The sequence below is a fragment of the Lentimonas sp. CC4 genome, from assembly GCF_902728235.1.
Lineage (GTDB): Bacteria > Verrucomicrobiota > Verrucomicrobiia > Opitutales > Coraliomargaritaceae > Lentimonas.
The window spans coordinates 1,312,466-1,332,012 of the sequence record NZ_CACVBO010000001.1 but is presented as its reverse complement, the minus strand read 5'-3'; the positions used below and the strand labels follow the sequence as shown (position 1 = coordinate 1,332,012).

The window sequence follows — 19,547 nt, the reverse complement described above, 5'->3', positions numbered from 1 at the left end:
AGTATCTTCGGCCGCCGACTTTCAAGCCCCCGACAATGTCTTGACATTTCATCCACCAATAATGACATTTCAACTAACAAACCCGCCACGCCTCTCTACGATGCGCAACTTGGTGGGTATTTTTTTGCATACGTTTAAAGTGTAGTCCATGAGCACATTTTCGAAGCCAGCAATCGATTTACCGACACAAATCGAAAAAATAAAGAACCGGGGGCTTTCGGTTCCCGATGAATCAATTGCCGAGGCGGCGCTGTTAAACATCGGCTATTACCGTCTCAGCGGCTACTGCTATCCCTTTCTAAAAGCACCGGATCGCAACCAATTTAAAGAGGATACGAATCTCGATTCAGTCCTAAAGGTATATGAATTTGACCGCCATCTTCGTTTGATCGTGGCGGATGCCGTGGAACGTATCGAAGTCGGCATCCGCGCTAGAATGATCAATGAAGCATGCCTGAAATTTGGGCCGCACTGGTATCTGGATGCCAGTAATTTTCACCGTAAATTCAATCATGCCGCATTCATCAGGAAAGCGGAAAGAGCTGTTGGAGTTGCCTTCCATCCAACAACTAAAACCCGAATTTCACCTCAAACACATTCAGAGACATTTATTGAGCACTACTACACTAAATACGGAACCCCTTACCTGCCACCGGCATGGATGACAACAGAGGTGCTCACTCTCGGCACACTATCCATACTTTACAAGGGCATCGGAGACGCGGCCCTTAAGGCGAAGATTGCACTGGAGTTTGGAGTGAGCGCAAAAGTGCTTGCAAGCTGGCTGCACTCACTAGCCCATATCCGTAACATTTGCGCACACCACGGGCGCTTATGGAACCGCATTTTTTCGATCACGCCATTGGTGCCGACTCACCTACGAGCAATTATTCAGAATGCGAATAAGTTCGAGGGGCACGCAGTCGTCCTCGTAAGCATGCTCGATATAATGAATCACGGAAACCATTGGCGTCTGCGGCTAAAAGCTTTGCTAGCCGAGTATTCCGAAATTGATCCAGTAGCAATGGGTTTTACCAAGAACTCGATCGAGGATCCATTTTGGATGTAATCGGGAATCTTTAAAACGGAGAACCCAGCCCATAGGATGCAAAGAGGGAGTCAAATTCATCTACCTCCAAATCCACCAAGGAAGCCGCTTTTCGAGCGGAGTCTTTCCCCTGCTCCAGAACCATATTTCATCGTATTTTCTTCTATTTCAAAAAAACGCCCGCCCTCAAAAGGGCAGGCGTGAAATATTCAAGCACTGAGGTAATGCCAGCAGACTCACTTATCAATGCCCGCACGCGCAGGCATATTCCTTGAAACTGCAGGTCGGGCAATCGCTCAAATTCAGATTAAACTTCTCGCGCACGGTTTTCGCATCAGGCGCGGTCTTTACCTGTAAGACCATGGGCATGTTATTCACATCGGGCAGTGCTGCCTTCGAGATCAACACATCGCCCTTCTTCACAAACACGACTTTCGTCGGTGAAGAACGGTCGCCTCCAATCGCAGACACTTTCTGCTCCGCAACTGGCACGACTTTGCCATCGTGCCCAATAAATGTGATCTGCACGAAACGCTCGGGCGTGACATAGAACTCCAGGTGCGGCTCTACTGAAGTGACTAAGCGCCCGCCGTTCGGCATTTTGACTTCGTCGGTATGCGCGACTTCCGTATGAGCGTCGTGATCGTGCCCTGCATGCGCTCCGTGATCATGACCGGTGCCCGCCGAAGCAGAGTTAACTGCGACGAGTGCGAATAGCCCGAGAAGGAGTGATTTGATAGCTGTGTGTTTTTTCATGATATATTCGTATTTACGTTTGATTGTTGAATTAAGTTATTCGGAGGCAGTGGCCTCCAGACGAATGGCTTTTTCCGCTGGCTTCTTAAAGCAGGCGTAGAAAATGGCGGGCGTTACCGCGAGACCGAGCAGCGTGGAGCTGATCAGTCCACCGACGATCACGATCGCCACGGGATTCAGAATTTCTTTGCCGGGCTCATCCGCTGCCAGAATCAAAGGAATCAAAGCAAGCCCCGCCGAAATGGCAGTCATGAGAATCGGCACCAACCGCTCCATGGTGCCGCGCTCCACCATCGCCCGCGAAAACACCTCGCCCTCGTGCCGCATCAAATGCAAGTAGTGCGAGAGCAGCATAATGTTATTACGTGCTGCGATACCAGTGACGGCGATAAAACCGACCAGCGTCGCGATGCTCACATTGTCTAATGTATAATGCGTATAAATCACACCACCGATCAAAGAGACCGGAATGATGCTCAACACTAACAGCACGAAACTAAAGGTCTTAAAATAGCTAAAGAGCAGGAAGATGATCAGCAGTAATATCAACGAACACATAATCGCAATCGTGCGACGCGCTTCTTGTTGCGCCTGATACTCTCCCTCAAAGGAGACCGTATACCCTTCGGGCAATATGAGATCACTCGAGAGTTTCGCCTGCAAGGCTTCGACCACTGCGTTTAGATCATCTGTCGTCGGGTTGATCGATACCACAAAGCGCCTCATGGTATTTTCACGCAGGATCGTATTCGGCCCGGTCGCTTGATGAATTTCAGCCACATAGCTCAGCGGCACACGTTGGCCGCTCATCGTATCAATATACAAATTCGCCAAGCGATCCGGTGACTCACGCCACGCCAAAGGCAAACGCACCACGAGATCATACACCCGCTGTCCCTCATAAATTTCCGAAACCACCTCGCCGCCCATCAACGCGGCGAGTTGCTCATTCAACTTTCCAGGCGTCACACCATAGGCCAATGCACGCTCACGATCGACTTCAATGCGTAATTGCGGAATCAATGCCTGCTGCTCGCCACGTGCTTCTTCAAGCCCCGGAATCGAACGGGCAAGTTCTGTGACATTCGAGCCCAGTCGGCGTAGCTCACTTAAATCAGGCCCGTAGATTTTAACCGCCACCTTCGCCGAGACTCCGCTGAGCATGTGCCCGATGCGGTCGGCCAGTGGCGTGCTCATCGCGCTAAACGTGCCGGGGATCGTGCGCATCACAGTGCGAATCTCTTCCAACACTTCGGCGCGACTGCGCTCCGACACTTCAGTGAATTCGATATCAAACTCAACCGTCGAAACAGGCACCACGTGATCCCCACGCTCCGCACGACCCACGCGATAACCGACCGTATCGACCTCTGCGATTTGCAACAGCAAATCCTGAGCAGTATCGGCCAATTCCGTCGTCTGCTTGAGCGACGTGCCCGGCGCAGTCGTCATCGCGATCAACGCAGTCGGCTCTCGGAAAGGTGGCAGGAAATTGCCCCCCATATTCGTCAGCGCCCCAAAGGCCACAAACAACAGTGCCCCTGTAATCAACAACACCAGCAAGGGTTGCGACAGAGAGAAGTTGAGCCACGTCTTTTGAAATCCCCATTTCAGCGCACGCACCACAAATCCATCGTGATGCTCCACTCCAGCTTTCGGATTAAGCAGAAACGAGCACAGCACCGGAATTACCGTCAGCGACACAACAAAGGACGCGAGCATACTCACAATCGTCGCAATCGCGATCGGTGAAAAGAGACGCCCTTCCACTCCACTGAGTGCCAGTAGCGGCAAAAACACCAAAATGATCAGCACGGTGGCATACAGAATCGACGAGCGCACTTCAGCCGAAGCACGGGCAATCACTTCGAGCTTAGGATCGGGATTCGCGAGGCTGGCATTTTCACGCAATCGGCGAAAGACGTTTTCCACATCCACAATCGCATCGTCCACCACCATACCGATTGCCACCGCGAGGCCACCTAAGGTCATCGAATTCACACTCAGATCCATCAGATCAAACACCAGGATCGTAATGCCCAAGGACAACGGAATCGCCGTGAGCGTAATCAACGTAATCCGCACGTTGAGCAAAAACAGGAACAAGATGATCGCCACCATGATGGCTCCATCACGCAGCGCTTCTTCCAGATTCCCGATCGACAGATTAATAAAATCAGACTGGCGATACAAGGTCACCAGCTCAACCCCTGCGGGCAGCGATGCCTGTAGATCCGCCATCACAGCCTCCACCTGCTCAGTCAGTTCAATCGTATCAAAGCCCGGCGATTTCGTGACACTGAGAATCACCCCTGGATAACCTTGAACCACGCCATCTACTGCGAGTCGCTTACTACCGAGGCCGGCATCCCCGCGCATCGGCTCAATATCCCAGACCAACTCGGCAACATCACGCAACCGAATTGGTCGGTCGTTTTCATAGCTGACCACGGTATTTGAAATCTCATCCAGATCCGTCGTCATCGCCAAATTCCGCACCATTATTTCCTGAGCCGACTCGGTCAAAAAGCCACCCGTGGTATTTTTCACAGCGTATTGGGCAGCCTGCTGTATTTGCTCGAAGGATACACCAAGCGCCAACATTTTATCGGGATCTGGTTGCACCTGCACCTGCTTCACCCCTCCGCCCATCGAGAGCACTTCCGCAATCCCAGGAATGGATTGCAAGCGCCGCGCCACCGTCCAGTCCGCAAGCGTGCGCAGGTCGCGCGGGCTCGTCACTTCGGTGGGATCAGCAAGGCCGACCAATAATATATTCCCCATCAACGATGCCACAGGCGTCATATACGGACTCACGTCTTCGGGCAATGCCTCCGACGCGCCTGCTAAGCGTTCCTGCACAAACTGACGCGCTTGATAGATGTCGGTGCCCCACTCGAACTCGACGAAGATTAATGACAACCCAACATCATTTACGGAACGCAGACGCGTCACACCTGTCACGCCCATCAATGCATTCTCCAATGGAATGGTGACCAAGGTCTCGACTTCTTCCGGAGCAAACCCCGCCGACTCCGTTAAAATCGTCACCGTCGGCTTAGTCAGATCTGGCAACACTTCGACGGGAAGCTCCGTGGTTTTCTTGATGCCGAGCACCAAGATCAAAACCACAAAGACCAAGATCAATGGCCGATGTGACAGCGAAAATCGTATAAGATGATTTAACATAGGATGTATCGATCTTAAGAGTTACGCACGGCGCTGATTGAACAGGCGTTGCAGCACGATTAAAAACAGCACCGTCAGCACACCTGCATAGATCACTAGTAAGCGATTACTCGACGCACTCACGCCGCCCGCGTCTGCTTCCGCAGCTGCCTTCGCTGCGGCTTCCTCCTTCTTCCGCTGAGCATCTGTCAGTTTAGAACCGTCCTCATTGTGCGCATGCCCATGTGCCGCATCTAAGGCTTCCTTCAGCGAAATACTCTCACTGCCCCCAATAAACCCCAGCGAATACGAGCCTTGCGTCACCACCTCGTCCCCAGGAAACAAACCGCTGATGACTTCAACATAACGATCATTGCGTTGACCGACCACAATCGGCGCACGCACAAAGGCATTCGGCAGATCAAAGTCTTTCACGAACACGATGCGATTAGCAGGATCGCCCTGAATGGATTCGCGCGGCACTGCCATCACATCTGAGCGACTATCCAAAACCACTGCAAACTCAGCACGCATTCCCGGCAGCAGACGCCCGTCGGTATTTGAAATAAGAAAGATCCCCTCAATCGCACCCGCACCGCGGTCGGCATTCACACCGAACCGAATCAACTTCGCTTCAAAGGTCTCGGCGCCCAAGGCAGGCACTTGAATGTGCGCCTGGCTGCCTACTTTCACTCGCGATGCCTCCTGCTCGGGAATCTTTGCCACGGCCCACATTGCAGAACGATCCGAAATATCCATCAGCTCTACATCCGGTTGCACCGGTTGCCCTAAGCGCAGGTGCGAAGTAATCACCATACCGCCTTGCGGAGCCTTAAGCTCAATCGTTGGCGGTGGATCACCGAGTTGTCGTGTTTCCACCAATGCAATCACCTCGCCCGCTTCCACAGTGTCACCCTCAAAGGCTTTCAAATCGATCACACGCCCTGCGACACGTGAGGAGAGCACCGAATGCTGCGACGGAATCTCTTCAATGCGCCCAATGGCAAAGACCGTCGTTTCAAAGTCCCGCTCCTCCACTTCGACCGTCTCGATCCGCAGATTTTTAACGCCAGTCTCATCGAGAATGATGGGCGGTTGCGAGGCAGCGGATACCGCGGTGACGCACAGCAGCGACGCAAGAAAACGTAGGGGCTTTGCTTGTCGAAGCCCGCGAATGGCATTTAAAGCCTTGAAGGTTCGACGCGGTGAGGAGTGGTCGCGGTCTTCGCAAGCAAAGCCCCTACGAGTTTGATTGAAATGTTTCATCTAATTTAAATCTGTTTGGTTGGTGTGTATTGGGCACTGTGTTGCGCGGTGGCGGCTTTCCAGTAGATCATCGCTTGCTCATAATCATGTAGCATCTCGATGTGTGTGGACTGGATCTTCAGTGCCTGCTCTTGAGCGCGAAACAGCTCCGTCAGGCTGATTTGCCCCGCGCTGTAAGCGGTGTTCATATCCGCAACGTTCTTGTTTACCAACTGAGTCAGGTTGGTTTGATAGTCTTGCGCTTGCGTGTAGAGGCTGAGCGCTCGCTCACGTTGAATCTTCGCTGCGCTGCGCAACTTCGAGCCAACATACTCGAGCTCGTATTTCATTTGCCGTTGCTGAGCACGGCTTGCTTCGATGGCTCCGTTATTACGATCCATCAACGGCAGTGGAATCGAAACACCGACTCCCAAGTAGCGATCACGCCCGAGGCCGCCGGGATCATCCACGCCACGCTCTTCTTCGAAGAACACCCGTAGCGCAATGTCTGCCCATCGCTCTGCCTTTGCAACCGACACACGCTTGTCCGCGATACGAAGCAGCAAATACTTCATGCGATACTCTGGATGATTTTGCAGCGAATCCCGCGTCAAGAGGCTCAGCCCAGGCGATGCCTGTGGCAGCTTAAAATCAACCTGAGGTTCCACCTCAACGCCATCCGCCACACCCATCAATTGGCGTAACACCGTCAACTGCTCGGCGAGTTCGTTCTGCAACTGCTGCAACTCTTGATTCACCGCATAGATCTCGATTTTGATTTGGTTGGTCTCAATCACCGAAGCCTCGCCCGTCTCGATGCGCGACTCTAAAAAGTTGGCAAACTGTTGGTTCAACGCGCGGCGCTCCTCACGCAGTGTAATCTGCGCTTGTAGCTCTGCGACGCTATTGATCGACAGCTCGACCGCTTGCACGAGCAAGCGCGTCTCATTGGCCACCTCCACTTGAGCGAGTTCGATCTCATCTTGAGCAATCGCTTTCTGCACACGCAGACGATTCGTCACGGGGAAGCGCTGCTCGAGACCAAGCGCGAAGCCGTATTCGCCTTCATCATTGAAGGTTTCATCCGTCGCATAATCCAAGCTAAGCTCGGGATTTGACCAACGGCCTGCTTGCCGGAAGTTACCCTGCGCGCGGTCAATCGTGGTGCGGGCAGCCATCAGCCCAGCATTTGCCTGTAGCGCCTGTGCGACCGCCTGCGCCTTCGTCACGCGAAGCGGCTCAGCAGACAAGCTGCTCACTGCCGCTTGAGCGATTAATGCGAACGCCAACGAGCGTCCTATTTTCAAAAACTGATACATAAAAAATCCTAATACGGTGAAGCTACGATGTAGCAGAGCGCTACAAACACGCTGGTTTCAAACAACCAGCCAAGCTAAGTGTATTAGGACGATCAGACCCGCAGGACTGTCTTCTTGATGTAAATATCGGTGAGCCAATCCAGCGGAGGCGGTGCTCTTGCCGGCGCCCGCAACTGTGCATTCCCCGCAACCGTTGGCACCTTTGGAAAAACGACTGCAGACTCGAACACCACAAAGACTGGTAGTTCGATGAGTGTCGAATCGTTGAGCCGCGTCGGGATCTGTTCGCCGCCGAGCAGCTCGATATCTGTGCAATCTTCCTGGATCTCACAAACCACGACGTGCTCCGCAGCTGACTCCACATGCGCCGACTCACAGTGTCCCTCACAGGCATCCTCAGCTTCAAGATGCACCTCAAAGTCATTATGCAAGCACAGCAATAAGCTCGGCACGCCCGCCAAGGCGACATTCCAAACGAACAGGCTGAGCAGCCATGTAACTGTGAATTTTCTAATCAAAGGTAGGAGCTATGCATACGCACCGACTGCATACTGTCAAGCCAACCACGAGTTGGTTCCATCGCTCCCACAAAGATGCCCCCGTTGTCCAGGCACGATGACTAAAAGAGGAAGTCCATCACATTTTTGGGGCGGACGAACTGGACCGGAGTTTCGGGTAGGCTTTTTTCCACGCTCCAGAACCCGAGGTATCATACCGACTGAATTAATAAAAAAATAGAAATTCGAAGAGGAAACAATCATCTCGGAATGTTTACAGTCAGCTCCGACTTCACCACTAGCCAGCAGCGTTCTTCACCAAAGCGGCTGCATAAAAACCATCGTAGCCTGTGGCGGCGGGTGACACCGCACACTCCGCTTCCAGAGTAAATCCACCTGCTGCTATGAGACGATCGACATTGGCACGATTCTCCGATGGCAATACCGAACAGGTCGCAAAGACCAAACGGCCACCGGGCTTGAGCAGTGCGGTATAGGAGTCCAGCAGCTCCGCTTGGATCCCGCGCACGCGCTCAATCTGTGTCGGCTTCAGGCGCCATTTCAAATCCGGCTGACGCTTCAAAGTGCCGAGCCCCGAACAGGGCGCATCGATCAAGACACGATCCGCAACCCCCGCCAGCGCTGACAAAGCCTTCGGTGAGATGACCTTCGTCTCAATACAGGGCGAGCGATGGGCACGCTTTGCGCGGCGCTCCAGCTCTTTCAATTTTCTGGGGACGATATCCATACCAATGATGCGCCCCTTGTTGTGCATCAAGGCCGCGAGGTGCAGCGATTTGCCACCCGCACCTGCACAGGTATCGATGATGCACTCACCAGGCTGCGGATCCACGAGCGGAGCAATCATTTGAGAACCCGCATCCTGAATCTCCACACGACCATCTAGGCGCAAGGACTTTGCCAATGTTTTCCCAGGATTGAGCGACAGCGCATCAGGCAAACCAGGCACTTCATGTGCGACGATGTTGTAACCCGCCAACCAAGCCAATGCTTCCGTGCGCGTCGCCTTCAAGGTATTTACGCGTAAATAGACGCAGGTGCGTTGGTTCAAAGCCGTCAGTTCGGCATCCCATGCGGCGCCGAGTTCTTCCGCCCCCCATGCATCCAGCCAATCTGGAATCGACTCACGCACCGCACGCGGTTGCTCCGCCAAATCCGATTCACGCGCCTGCACCTGCTCGGCCGCATTCCCCTCGTAAGTCCACCAGTCAGGCAGCTCAAAGCCCATCCGAATCCATTGAGCCGCACACAATGCAGCCACCGCCTCACTCTCGACTAAAAAGCTCAAAGCGCGCCGCCAACGAACCACTTCGAATACCGTCTCGGCGATGAAACTACGGTCACGCTTCCCCCACTTCGGATGAGCCTCGAACGCCTTGGCCAATTCACGATCGAGCACCTTCTGCTCGCTAAAGACGGCGTCAATTATTTCGGAGGCGGCAACTGCCAAGATGCGGTGCATTTTCATAATGCGCGCACTTTCTGGGAAACCACCCTGCATTGCAAATGAAAGGAACTAGAAAAACCGTAATCAGCATGGAGTGAACCGAATGCGGCTGAATCGGCAGTAGAAGCGTGCTTCCAACCGCTTGTTTACTTACATCAGCGGCAGGATGCCGCTGCTACGTCAGCTTAAGTTCGTGCCATTCGGAGCATGTCGGACTGTTTAATCCATTGAGGCACCCCTCACCGCGCCTCGAAACAACCATCCGCTCGTTTCACGATCAGGCGCTTCAACTCCAAGCCCATTAAGACGCCTGAGATCTCGGCGATGGGGCGCGTTAACCGCTCGGCCAATGCATCGGGCGATGCGATTTCGCCGCCGATAAAACAGTCGAGCACCGCTTGCTCAGGCTCGGACAGGCTCTGCTCGGCAGCTGGCGACTCCAAATCGAGCTCTGGCTCCTTCGCTGCGCTTTTCGTGCGCTCATAGCGCAGCTCTTCTAAAACATCGTCCACAGAAGTCACCATGATCGCGCCGTCGCGAATCAACTGATGACACCCCGCACTACTGTCTTGATCGATACGTCCGGGCACTGCCATCAACGTGCGCCCTTGCTCGCCTGCGAAACGGGCGGTGATCATACTGCCTCCGGAAGCGGCGCTCTCCACCACGATCACGCCCTGGCACATGCCTGCGACGACACGGTTGCGCATCGGAAAGGTCTGCCGATCGGCACGACGCCCAAAGGGAAACTCACTGACGACTGCGCCCGTCTTTAGGATCTCCTGATACAGCCCCTGATTTTCCGGCGGGTAAATCGTATCGAGGCCACATCCGAACACGGCCACGGTTTTACCGCCTGCTTCGAGTGCTCCTTCGTGTGCGGCGGTGTCGGTGCCACGCGCCATGCCACTGACGATACAAAATCCTAGCCGCGCGAGTTCGGACGCAAATTTCTTTGTCACACTGCGCCCATAAAGCGTCGAGCGACGTGTGCCGACGATGGCCACGCATGGGCGATCCACGATGTATTCACCCTGCCAATACAATCCAATCGGCGGATCATAGGTTTCGCGAAGCATCTCTGGATACTTTTCATCTTCTTCTATAAAGAAACGGGTTCCCGTGCGCCGCATCTGTGCCACTTCTTTGGCTAGATCAAACCGATCTGCCCAATGCACTAAAGTATCCGCAGCTTTCTGTCCGACTCCCTTCACCGACATTAATTTCGATTGCGCCCCAGAGAGCACCGCCACTGCATCGCCGTCAAAGGCATCCATCAACCGCCGCAACAAGATGGGTCCGACATGCGGCAAGCCATTGAGCACCAAAAGCGCTTGGCGTTGGTTTAGGGTAGAGGGCATGCGCAAACACTACCCAAGCGCATGACTAGGACAATCTTAAACTATCTAGCCCAACAGCTCTATGAATCTCCTCGTAATACCTTAGGCAGATACTCCAGCAACTGTGTGGTATGCACCATCACTTGACCAAGCTCCCTAGCTAAGTGTTGAGCCGCTTGGCCATGCAGCACCATGCCACGGGCGACCGAGGTCTGCGCACTGGCATTATCCTGAGCAACCATCCCCCCGATCAGACCGGCCAACACATCTCCACTGCCACCCCGTGATAGCACTGGGCCACCGCATATATTATACCAGACGGTCTCACCATCACAGAGCCGTGTATGTGCGGCCTTGAGCACTGTCATCACGCGGTAGCTCTTACAAAAGTTGATCAATGTCTGATTCGAATAGTCCGGCTGACCCAGCTTTGCCATCCGCATGAACTCACCCATATGTGGCGTTAAAATAACAGCCCCCATCTCAGGCTTACGTTTCAGTGACAATTCTAAGGCACGTGTTCGCAACGCATCCGCATCCAAGATAACGGGCAACGCGACCTTCTGCACGATCTCTTGAACCACCTTTTCGGTGTTGCGATCTTTGCCCATTCCTGGGCCGATCAATACCGCAGTCGCTTGATCGATACGATCGAAGAGCAACGGCATGGCCCTTGGACTCAACGTGCCATTCGAACTTTCAGGCCATGGCACCCAAATCGCCTCAGGCACTTGAGCAGCTAGCGTCGCAGCCACCGAAGCAGGCGCGAACGCCGTCACCAGTCCCACGCCCGAACGCACCGCCGCCTGCACCGCCATCAATAGAGCACCAGGCATAAAGGCCGATCCACCAACGATAAAGATGTGACCGAAGGTGCGTTTATCGACCGCGGCAGGTCGCAGCTTACGAAGCGGATCGAGCACACTGTCATTTAAAACCATCTCAGTGGCGTCGACCTCAGCACCTTCAGGCGTTGTAAAAAATCCTAGGTCGATGCTACGCACGCGACCGCATCCTGCGATCCCATCGAACAACACTTGCTTCGTAATACCCGTCGCATAAGTGAAATCCGCCTGAAACGACAACTCATCAGACGCATCCCCCTTACCACTGGGTAAATCGACCGCAGCCCGCAGATGTATTTGATCGTATTGATTGACCGCTTCGATCAAGGCACGCAGAGGCTCACGCACTGGTGGCTGAAAGGACATACCCAGCAAGCCATCAATGCAAATATCATACGCGCGACCACCGGAAGCACTCTTAAGCAGCTCCCAAATCGTGGCCTCATCACTGCCAGCATCCACTTGATGTGCACTCACACGGCCTTTCAACTGCTGATACGCGCGTGCGGCCAAGGGCTTTAAAGACGCGGGATCGACTGCAAAGATTAAGGTGACTCGCGCTCGTGGAAAATCTGCGAGCAACTGCCCACATGCGATCAAGGCATCGCCGCCATTGTTACCCTTGCCGATCAAGGCCAAGACATTCAGCCCCTGTGGTAATGGCTGTAGTTCTTGGTAGTCCAAGCAGACCGCCTTAGCGATCCCGATCCCCGCCTTTTGCATCGCTGACCATTCGGCAGATTCATCCGCGAGAACAGAAGCCTCAAATGTTGCAGCTTGTTGACAGGAAAGAACAGGATGGGCACACGGTAACGCTTTCATATTGGAAGTCTCAAAAGAGGCAAAAATTAGGGTCTTTACCTGAGAAACCAATACTTTGCCTCAAGTTCCATGCAAAGACACTATTTTTTTACGATTAAGTCAGCCGAAACCATTTCTAGACCAAATACGCCTTCATCTCGCGAACCGCCTGCTCTACGCCGACAAACAAAGCTCGGCTCACAATAGTATGCCCAATGTTCAACTCATGCAGATGCGGGATCTCCAGCACCTCCGTGATATTGGTATAGTTGATGCCGTGCCCTGCATTCACTACGAGTCCGAGACTGTGCGCGAGCTCCGCGCCCTTGCGTAGAATCTCTAGCTCCGCAGCACGACGCTCGCCATAATACGCATTCGCATACGCACCGGTATGCAGCTCGACCCAAGGAGCCTTTAGCTCGGCCGAGGCCTCAATCTGCGCAGGGTCGGGATCGATAAATAAACTCGTGATAATGCCCGCATCCGTCATCGCAGCGACGACTTCGCCCACGCGTGCTTTTTGCCCGACGATATCCAAACCGCCCTCAGTCGTCACTTCTTCGCGACTCTCCGGCACGAGGCAGACCGAATCTGGCTTCAGCTCCAGCGCGTATTCGATCATCGCAGGTGTGCAGGCCATTTCTAGGTTGAGACGCGTGCCGATTTGCTCACGCGCACGGCGCACATCCGAATCCTGCACATGGCGACGATCTTCACGCAGGTGAATGGTAATGCCATCGGCCCCGGCCTTTTCACAGAGCAGCGCAAACGCCACTGGATCTGGCTCCACCTCGTTACCATGATCAAGCGCATGCTCACGAAAGCGCGCCTGACGCACTGTCGCGCAGTGGTCGACATTGACACCAAGAAGAATTTTAGAAGCGGAAGTAGTCATTTAAATAAAAAATGGCAGTTTTATTCCAGTTGTCGAACTGGATTTGACACACGAGCCAATTCCTAATTCCTAATTCCTAATTCCTAATTCTCCCCCGACGGCTTCCAGTCGATCAGTGTGACTTGCGGGTAGCGGCTATTGCGCCAGTAGTTCCACGAAAAGCGGACGGCGATATCAATCGGTTGACCGACCTCAGGCACGCCGTGCATACGCCATGCGATGCCTGCTACGCCGGTGCGACTACCGTTGACTGCAGGCATGCGAAAACGGAAGTTCCCTTCGCCAAATGCATGCGGTGCTTCTTCGAGCACGACGCCTCGCACCCCGAAGGATGGTTCTGCATTCCCTTGGCCAAACGGATGTAAGCGATCCAGTTCATCCAACAACCCTTCTTCCAGGTCCTCGACCTCCAACCATGTCGACAGTCGTAAGGATGGTTCTGGTAGACCTGCGGGATAGAGCGCCTTCAAACTCTCAAGATAGCGCGCGGTAAATGCTTTAACGTTCGCAGTCGGCAGAGACACGCCCGCCGCCATCGGATGCCCACCCCAGTGCCCGAGTAGATCGGTGCAGCGCTGGAACACTTCGACCAAATTAACCGTCGCCACACTGCGACCAGAGCCATGCGTCTCATCACCATCCGCACCAAGGATCACACAGGGCTTGTGAAAACGACGGCTCACGCGACTTGCGACGATACCAACGACACCAGGGTGCCAGTCTTCGCCAAATAATACGATGCCGGGCTCATCTGCAAACTCGTCCGCCGCGCGACGCTCAGCCTCCGCTGCGATCCCACGCTCAATGCCCTGACGTTCACGATTCATCGCGTCGAGCTCCTGCGCAATGCCTTTGCATTGCTCAAGGTCGTCGCTCAGCAACAAATTAATCGGTAGCGTCGCATCCGCCAGACGGCCACTCGCATTGATACGTGGCGCGAGTTTAAACGAAATATCTGAGCTCGCCATTTCCTGGCTGGCATCGATCCCACTCACCTCTGCCAACGCGCGGACACCCATACGTCCATTCGCGCGCAGATGCCGCAATCCAAACCAAGACAGTATCCGGTTTTCACGGTGCAGCGGCACTAGATCGGCAATCGTGCCCATCGCCACGAGATCTAGATAATCTTTGAGCTGAATCCCTTCGACGCGTGGATCCTCGGCCTCACGTCGGCTCTTCAGCAAACCATGCAGCAACTTAAAAACGAGCCCCGCCGTGCAGAGATCACGCCAAGGCGCATCCTCAGGGTCATTCACATGCGGGTTTACAAAAATACACCCCTTAGGCGCTTCCGTCTTCGTCTGGTGATGATCCACCACGATCACATCGCAGCCCAACTCACGCAGGTAAGCGATCGGCTCGTGCGCATTCGTGCCACAGTCCAGCGCAATGAACAGCTCAGGCACATCACCATCAAAGATACGATCAATGGCATCATGGCTCAAGCCGTAGCCCTCGTCCAAGCGCAGCGGCACACAGAAGCGCGGCTCTAGCCCGAGTGTGCGCAGCATACTGACGAGCTGCACCGTGCTAGTCACACCGTCCACATCGTAATCACCAAACACGACGACCGACTCTTTCCCCTCAATGGCTTGCTCGATACGAGTGACCGCCGCGCGAAGGTTCTTCAGCGCAAACGGGTTATCCAACTGAGCCAAACGCGGACGGAGAAACTCCTCCGCGGCCTCGACTGTCGGTAAATCACGTTGAGCCAGCAACTGCCCCATCACCGCCGACACACGAAGCTCGTCGCTCAATTGAGCGGCGAGTGTCTCGTTTGTCTCAGTAGTGGTCCAAAGCATATTAAGGTAAGCAGGCGCTATAAAAAAGGCTTATAAAATGGGGTTTGAAAACAAAGAATGACGATTCGTCACCGAATCGCCATTCCGTAAATTGAAATGGATAGTGCGACTAGGCTTCGCTTGAGCCTTCACTCTCCCACTCGTAGCGCTTCGGCGTGAGCTGATGCTCTTCGACGTGGCGACGATCCCCCTTGTGCCACCAGAAGAAGATCGGGCTAGCAATGAAGATGGAGGAGAATGTTCCAGTAAGAATACCGATGATGAAGACAAAAGCCAAATCGTTGATCACACCTGCACCAAAGATGTAGAGTGACATCGCAGCAAGCAACGTTGTGATACTGGTCAGCAATGTGCGAGAGAACACACGGTTGATCGCCAAATTGATAATCGAACGTAGATTTGCACCTGGGTTCAATTCCAGCTCTTCACGAATACGGTCGAAGACCACGATGGTATCATTGATCGAATAACCGACAATCATCAGGATCGCTGCCAACATCGGCGCAGTGAACTGACCACTGACGAACATATCGAACTCACCGCAGATCACGAACACACCGATCGTCATCAAAACGTCGTGAATTGTCGCAACCACCGCTCCGATACCATAGCCGACTTCGAAGCGGAAGGCGACGTAGAGCAAGATACCGATGAGAGCCGCGAGCACCGAGTAAATCGCATTGGCTTGAATGCTATTGGAAACAGATGCACCGATCTGAGTCACGCCAGCCTCCTGAAGATTTGCCTCAGGGAACGCGACTTGTAACGCTGCCAGCACATTACGGCTGTCGTCGAAGCGTGTTTGCAACTTGAGAACTTCCGCCTCCTGACCGATCAGGCTCTGATAGACAGGATTCACTTCGCCGAGATCGAGTTCCTCGATCGCAACCTCCATATCACCGAGATCGATGCGATGGGTGACATCATAGGAAACCGTCATCTCATCACCACCGGTGAAGTCGATACCCATGATTTTATCGTGGTGAACGAACACACTGATCACACCAGCCAACACAAGCAGCCAGGAAGCGATGAACGCAGGCTTACGAAGTGCAAAGAAATCGAACTTCATTTCGGAGAACAAATTCAAGCCAAGCACCTTCTTGACGCCGAGACGGAACACCAGGAAGTCGAGCAAGAAGCGAGTGACAACCAACGCGCAGAAGATCGAAGCACAGATACCAATCGCAAGCGTCACACCGAAGCCCTTAACCGGACCCGTGCCGAGCCAGATCAGAATCGAAGCAGTGATCAACGTCGTCAAGTTGGCGTCCACAATGGTGGAGGTCACCTTCGCAAATGCACCAGAGGTTGCATTCTTGAGGCTCTTGCCAGACTTGAGCTCTTCACGTAGACGCTCAAAAATCAGAATGTTCGCATCCACACCCATACCGAGTGTTAGGACAAGAGCGGCCACACCTGGCAGTGTCAGTGTCGCACCGAAGCTGGCGAGCACACCGAGCACGATGATCACATTCACCGCAGCAGAAGCCACAGCGACCAGACCACCGAGGAAATAATAAACGATCATGAAGCCGACCACGAGGATCGCACCCCATTCAGCCGCATTGATCGAGCTCGCACGTGTGCCTTCTGCCAGAGTCGGCTGCACTTCATACATCTGGTCAACCACAAGCTCAATTGCCAACGGGTTGTTCAAGACGTTCGCAAGGTCGAATGCCTCACGCTGCGAGTAGGTGCCAGTAATCTGCGCGCGGCTGGAAAGCACGCCCTGGACTGTTGGCGCCGAGTAAAGTTTGCCATCAAGCACGATCGCAAGCGGCTTGCCGATCATTCTTTCGGTCACTGCCTCCAAAATATCAGCACCTTCGCTGGTCATTTCCAGATTCACCTGAAAACCACCAGTCTGTGTCTGAGAAATATACGCATCATCCACAATTTCGCCTGTGGCTTCAGGAATGAGCTTCACAAACATGCGACGCTCAGTGACTTCGCCAGTCGTGCGGTCTTCACTCTCCTCAGCGAGCACTTCGTAGCCAACTGGGTATTTGTTCTTCGGAGTCGTGTCAGGGAACAAAGTCTCGTGCACCGCACGGAATTCCAGGCGAGCTGGCTTCTTCAAGTCTTCGAGCACTTCTGGATTATCCTTAGTGGACAGACCCGCGATTTGGATCTCGATCGCGTCATTCCCGACTGGGCGAATGATCGGCTCGGCCACACCGTGACCGTCGAGGCGGTTGCCCATGATCTCAATCGCATCTTTCAGCTGTTCAGCCTGCTCGAATTGGCTGCCTTCCGCATTCTCAGCGATCTTCAACGTCACACCGACGCCGCCCTTAAGGTCGAGGCCGAGGCGCAAATTACTCTGCGCGGTGCTGAGGATGTGCTTCAGCAGGATGTTGTTACGCTTCGTCTGATTGGCGACGTCACGCAGGTTGATCTCGGGGAAGAATACCGCGTAATCGATCCCCTCTTCGACGCCCATCTCGCGCAATGCGAGGAAGAGTGTCTTCGACTCCTGTTCATCAACGCGTGCTTGAGCGCGCTCCATGATCGTCGCGAACTCATCAGTTTGAGCCGTCGCCTGATCGACGATGTAATCCTCGAAAGGACGATCTTGCAGCGGAGAGATCTCAGCGGCGCACCAAAAGATGATGGCTGCCGTGAGGACGAATTTCCAAAAAATGTTACCGGACATGGGATATATTATTGAGGGAGTGTCGAATTACTCGACGATAGCTGCTTCGATCTTACTAGAGACGAAGCCCTTACCGAGCTCGACACGAGTGTTGTCTGCTATTTCAACGACGAAGCGATCATCTTTAACGCGAGTGATTTTTCCGAAAAGACCACCAGTCGTGACGATCTCATCGCCCTTCTTCAGCTCAGAGAGCATCTTATCATGCGCTTTCTGGCGCTTACGCTGTGGAGCGATGATGAGAAACCACATCCCGAGAAATAAAAGGACGATAGGAAGGAATTGCCCGAGGCCGCCACCGGAAGCTTGAGCAAGAGGAATGAGAGTAGAAATTTCTGGAAGTGCCATAACGCTGTGTAAGTTCAAAAACGGGAGAAGCAAAGGCAGTCGCCCCTAAATGGCAAGTATCTATTACACTCCCAGCGTTTTAGCATATTTCTCAAGTCTCCAGAAATGCGCGAATCAGCCGAATATGACTGAATAGAGACCAGATAATGGACGTCGACGCTTACCAAGTTGCTGACAAACCATCGAAACCTGCACCACCGATAAAATTGCACATGACACCAACGATTACGACCGCGCATCAACCATTGCGATGGTTCGCTCAACACATTCGGGAGGGACGAGCTCCGCCTCGTCCTGCGGCGTGCTAGTGCTGTGGTTGAGCGCTGTGGCTCTGCGCTCAGGCTCGCCGAACGGCTGCGTAGAACGCGGGAGCCGCACCGGCCGACCCTCCTCAAGCAACCCACACAGTCGCGAGTGCTAGCCCTACAAGACCGCCCCAATTACCACCCCTGCGGAAAACAGCACCCCATACGCAGCAACGACTTTCGCCGAACCTTTCAACGCTTCAAGAAAGTCAGACGGCCCTTCGGCCGAACTCAACCGCCCGCCGAGAACAAGCGCATACATCACCGGCAGCAGCGCAATCAAGACAGTTGCGCCATAGCCAAGCGCCCAAAAGCTCAAGACGACGACCCCGGCCAGCAACGCCGACGCATAATACTGCATCTGCGCAAAACGCCGCCCAAAGAACACAACCAGCGTTCGCTTTCGAGCCGCGCGGTCTTCATCGAGATCCCGATAATTATTTACCACCAGAATATTATTTACCAGCAAACCGCAGCCCAGCCCCAGCAGCACCACATCGCGCGAAATCGTGCCAGCCTGCACATAATAGGTGCACCCCACCGCCACGAAGCCGAAAAATAAGACCACAAAGACGTCCCCTAGCCCATTATAAGCCAGCGGATAGGGGCCGCCCGTATAGAGCCACGCACAGGCAACACTTGCCACGCCCACTGCCAACAGCCACCAACCACCAAATGGAATGAGTGCGAGCCCAATACAAAACCCCACCGCCAACACCAGAATCGTCGCCCGCTTCATCCTCGCAGGTGCAATCAATCCAGCCGCCACCGCGCGCCGCGGCCCCAGCCGCGCCTCGGTATCGGTGCCCTTGATGCCGTCGAGGTAGTCGTTGGCAAAATTCGTTCCAACCTGGATAAATAGTGCAAACAGCACGCAAATCAGCGCAGGCCGCCAGTCAAAGCAACCATCCGCATACGCCACACTCGACGCCAGCATCACCGGCACCACCGCCGCAGGCAGGGTTTTCGGTCGAGTGGCTTCGAGCCATATTTTCAGATCAGTCATGTCAGGCAGAAGTTAGTAGCTAGAAGTCAGAATTTAGAAGAC

Annotated in this window: 14 protein-coding genes; 1 reads left to right on the top strand and 13 read right to left on the bottom strand. The window is 53.9% G+C overall.

The window, feature by feature from the left end:
* Nucleotides 1-148: 148 nt before the first annotated feature.
* Nucleotides 149-1,069, top strand: coding sequence for an Abi family protein (locus GZZ87_RS05850; protein WP_162025589.1), 921 nt, complete (start codon nt 149-151; stop codon nt 1,067-1,069).
* A gap of 222 nt (nt 1,070-1,291) precedes the next feature.
* On the opposite strand, the gene GZZ87_RS05845 is transcribed toward GZZ87_RS05850, so the two are convergent.
* From GZZ87_RS05845 to GZZ87_RS05785, 13 genes are all read right to left on the bottom strand, one after another.
* Nucleotides 1,292-1,804 (bottom strand): hypothetical protein, encoded by a 513-nt coding sequence (locus GZZ87_RS05845; RefSeq protein ID WP_162025588.1) that lies wholly within the window; start codon nt 1,802-1,804, stop codon nt 1,292-1,294.
* Between the two features lie 36 nt (nt 1,805-1,840).
* Complete coding sequence (locus GZZ87_RS05840; RefSeq protein WP_162025587.1) at nt 1,841-4,993, bottom strand: efflux RND transporter permease subunit; 3,153 nt, start codon at nt 4,991-4,993, stop codon at nt 1,841-1,843.
* 21 nt (nt 4,994-5,014) lie between these two features.
* Nucleotides 5,015-6,238 carry an efflux RND transporter periplasmic adaptor subunit gene (locus GZZ87_RS05835; protein ID WP_162025586.1) on the bottom strand — a complete coding sequence of 408 codons (1,224 nt, stop codon included), beginning with the start codon at nt 6,236-6,238 and terminating at the stop codon, nt 5,015-5,017.
* A 5-nt stretch (nt 6,239-6,243) separates the two neighbouring features.
* Complete coding sequence (locus GZZ87_RS05830) at nt 6,244-7,536, bottom strand: TolC family protein (protein ID WP_162025585.1); 1,293 nt, start codon at nt 7,534-7,536, stop codon at nt 6,244-6,246.
* A 92-nt stretch (nt 7,537-7,628) separates the two neighbouring features.
* The gene (locus GZZ87_RS05825) at nt 7,629-8,054 is read right to left on the bottom strand and encodes a hypothetical protein (protein WP_162025584.1); all 426 of its coding nucleotides are present in this window, start codon (nt 8,052-8,054) and stop codon (nt 7,629-7,631) included.
* A gap of 277 nt (nt 8,055-8,331) precedes the next feature.
* Nucleotides 8,332-9,522: an RsmB/NOP family class I SAM-dependent RNA methyltransferase gene (locus GZZ87_RS05820; protein ID WP_162025583.1), complete on the bottom strand. Its 1,191-nt coding sequence runs from the start codon at nt 9,520-9,522 to the stop codon at nt 8,332-8,334.
* A gap of 218 nt (nt 9,523-9,740) precedes the next feature.
* Entirely contained in the window at nt 9,741-10,862 is a 1,122-nt protein-coding gene (dprA, locus tag GZZ87_RS05815; protein ID WP_162025582.1) for a DNA-processing protein DprA, read from the bottom strand.
* Between the two features lie 59 nt (nt 10,863-10,921).
* Nucleotides 10,922-12,508, bottom strand: coding sequence for an NAD(P)H-hydrate dehydratase (locus GZZ87_RS05810; RefSeq protein ID WP_162025581.1), 1,587 nt, complete (start codon nt 12,506-12,508; stop codon nt 10,922-10,924).
* 115 nt (nt 12,509-12,623) lie between these two features.
* Nucleotides 12,624-13,382 (bottom strand): pyridoxine 5'-phosphate synthase, encoded by a 759-nt coding sequence (locus tag GZZ87_RS05805; RefSeq protein WP_162025580.1) that lies wholly within the window; start codon nt 13,380-13,382, stop codon nt 12,624-12,626.
* Between the two features lie 83 nt (nt 13,383-13,465).
* Nucleotides 13,466-15,187: a single-stranded-DNA-specific exonuclease RecJ gene (gene recJ, locus GZZ87_RS05800; protein WP_162025579.1), complete on the bottom strand. Its 1,722-nt coding sequence runs from the start codon at nt 15,185-15,187 to the stop codon at nt 13,466-13,468.
* Between the two features lie 109 nt (nt 15,188-15,296).
* Nucleotides 15,297-17,846 carry a protein translocase subunit SecD gene (secD, locus tag GZZ87_RS05795; protein ID WP_162025578.1) on the bottom strand — a complete coding sequence of 850 codons (2,550 nt, stop codon included), beginning with the start codon at nt 17,844-17,846 and terminating at the stop codon, nt 15,297-15,299.
* A 27-nt stretch (nt 17,847-17,873) separates the two neighbouring features.
* Complete coding sequence (yajC, locus tag GZZ87_RS05790; RefSeq protein WP_162025577.1) at nt 17,874-18,194, bottom strand: preprotein translocase subunit YajC; 321 nt, start codon at nt 18,192-18,194, stop codon at nt 17,874-17,876.
* A 423-nt stretch (nt 18,195-18,617) separates the two neighbouring features.
* Nucleotides 18,618-19,505: a 1,4-dihydroxy-2-naphthoate polyprenyltransferase gene (locus tag GZZ87_RS05785; RefSeq protein ID WP_162025576.1), complete on the bottom strand. Its 888-nt coding sequence runs from the start codon at nt 19,503-19,505 to the stop codon at nt 18,618-18,620.
* Nucleotides 19,506-19,547 lie beyond the last annotated feature (42 nt).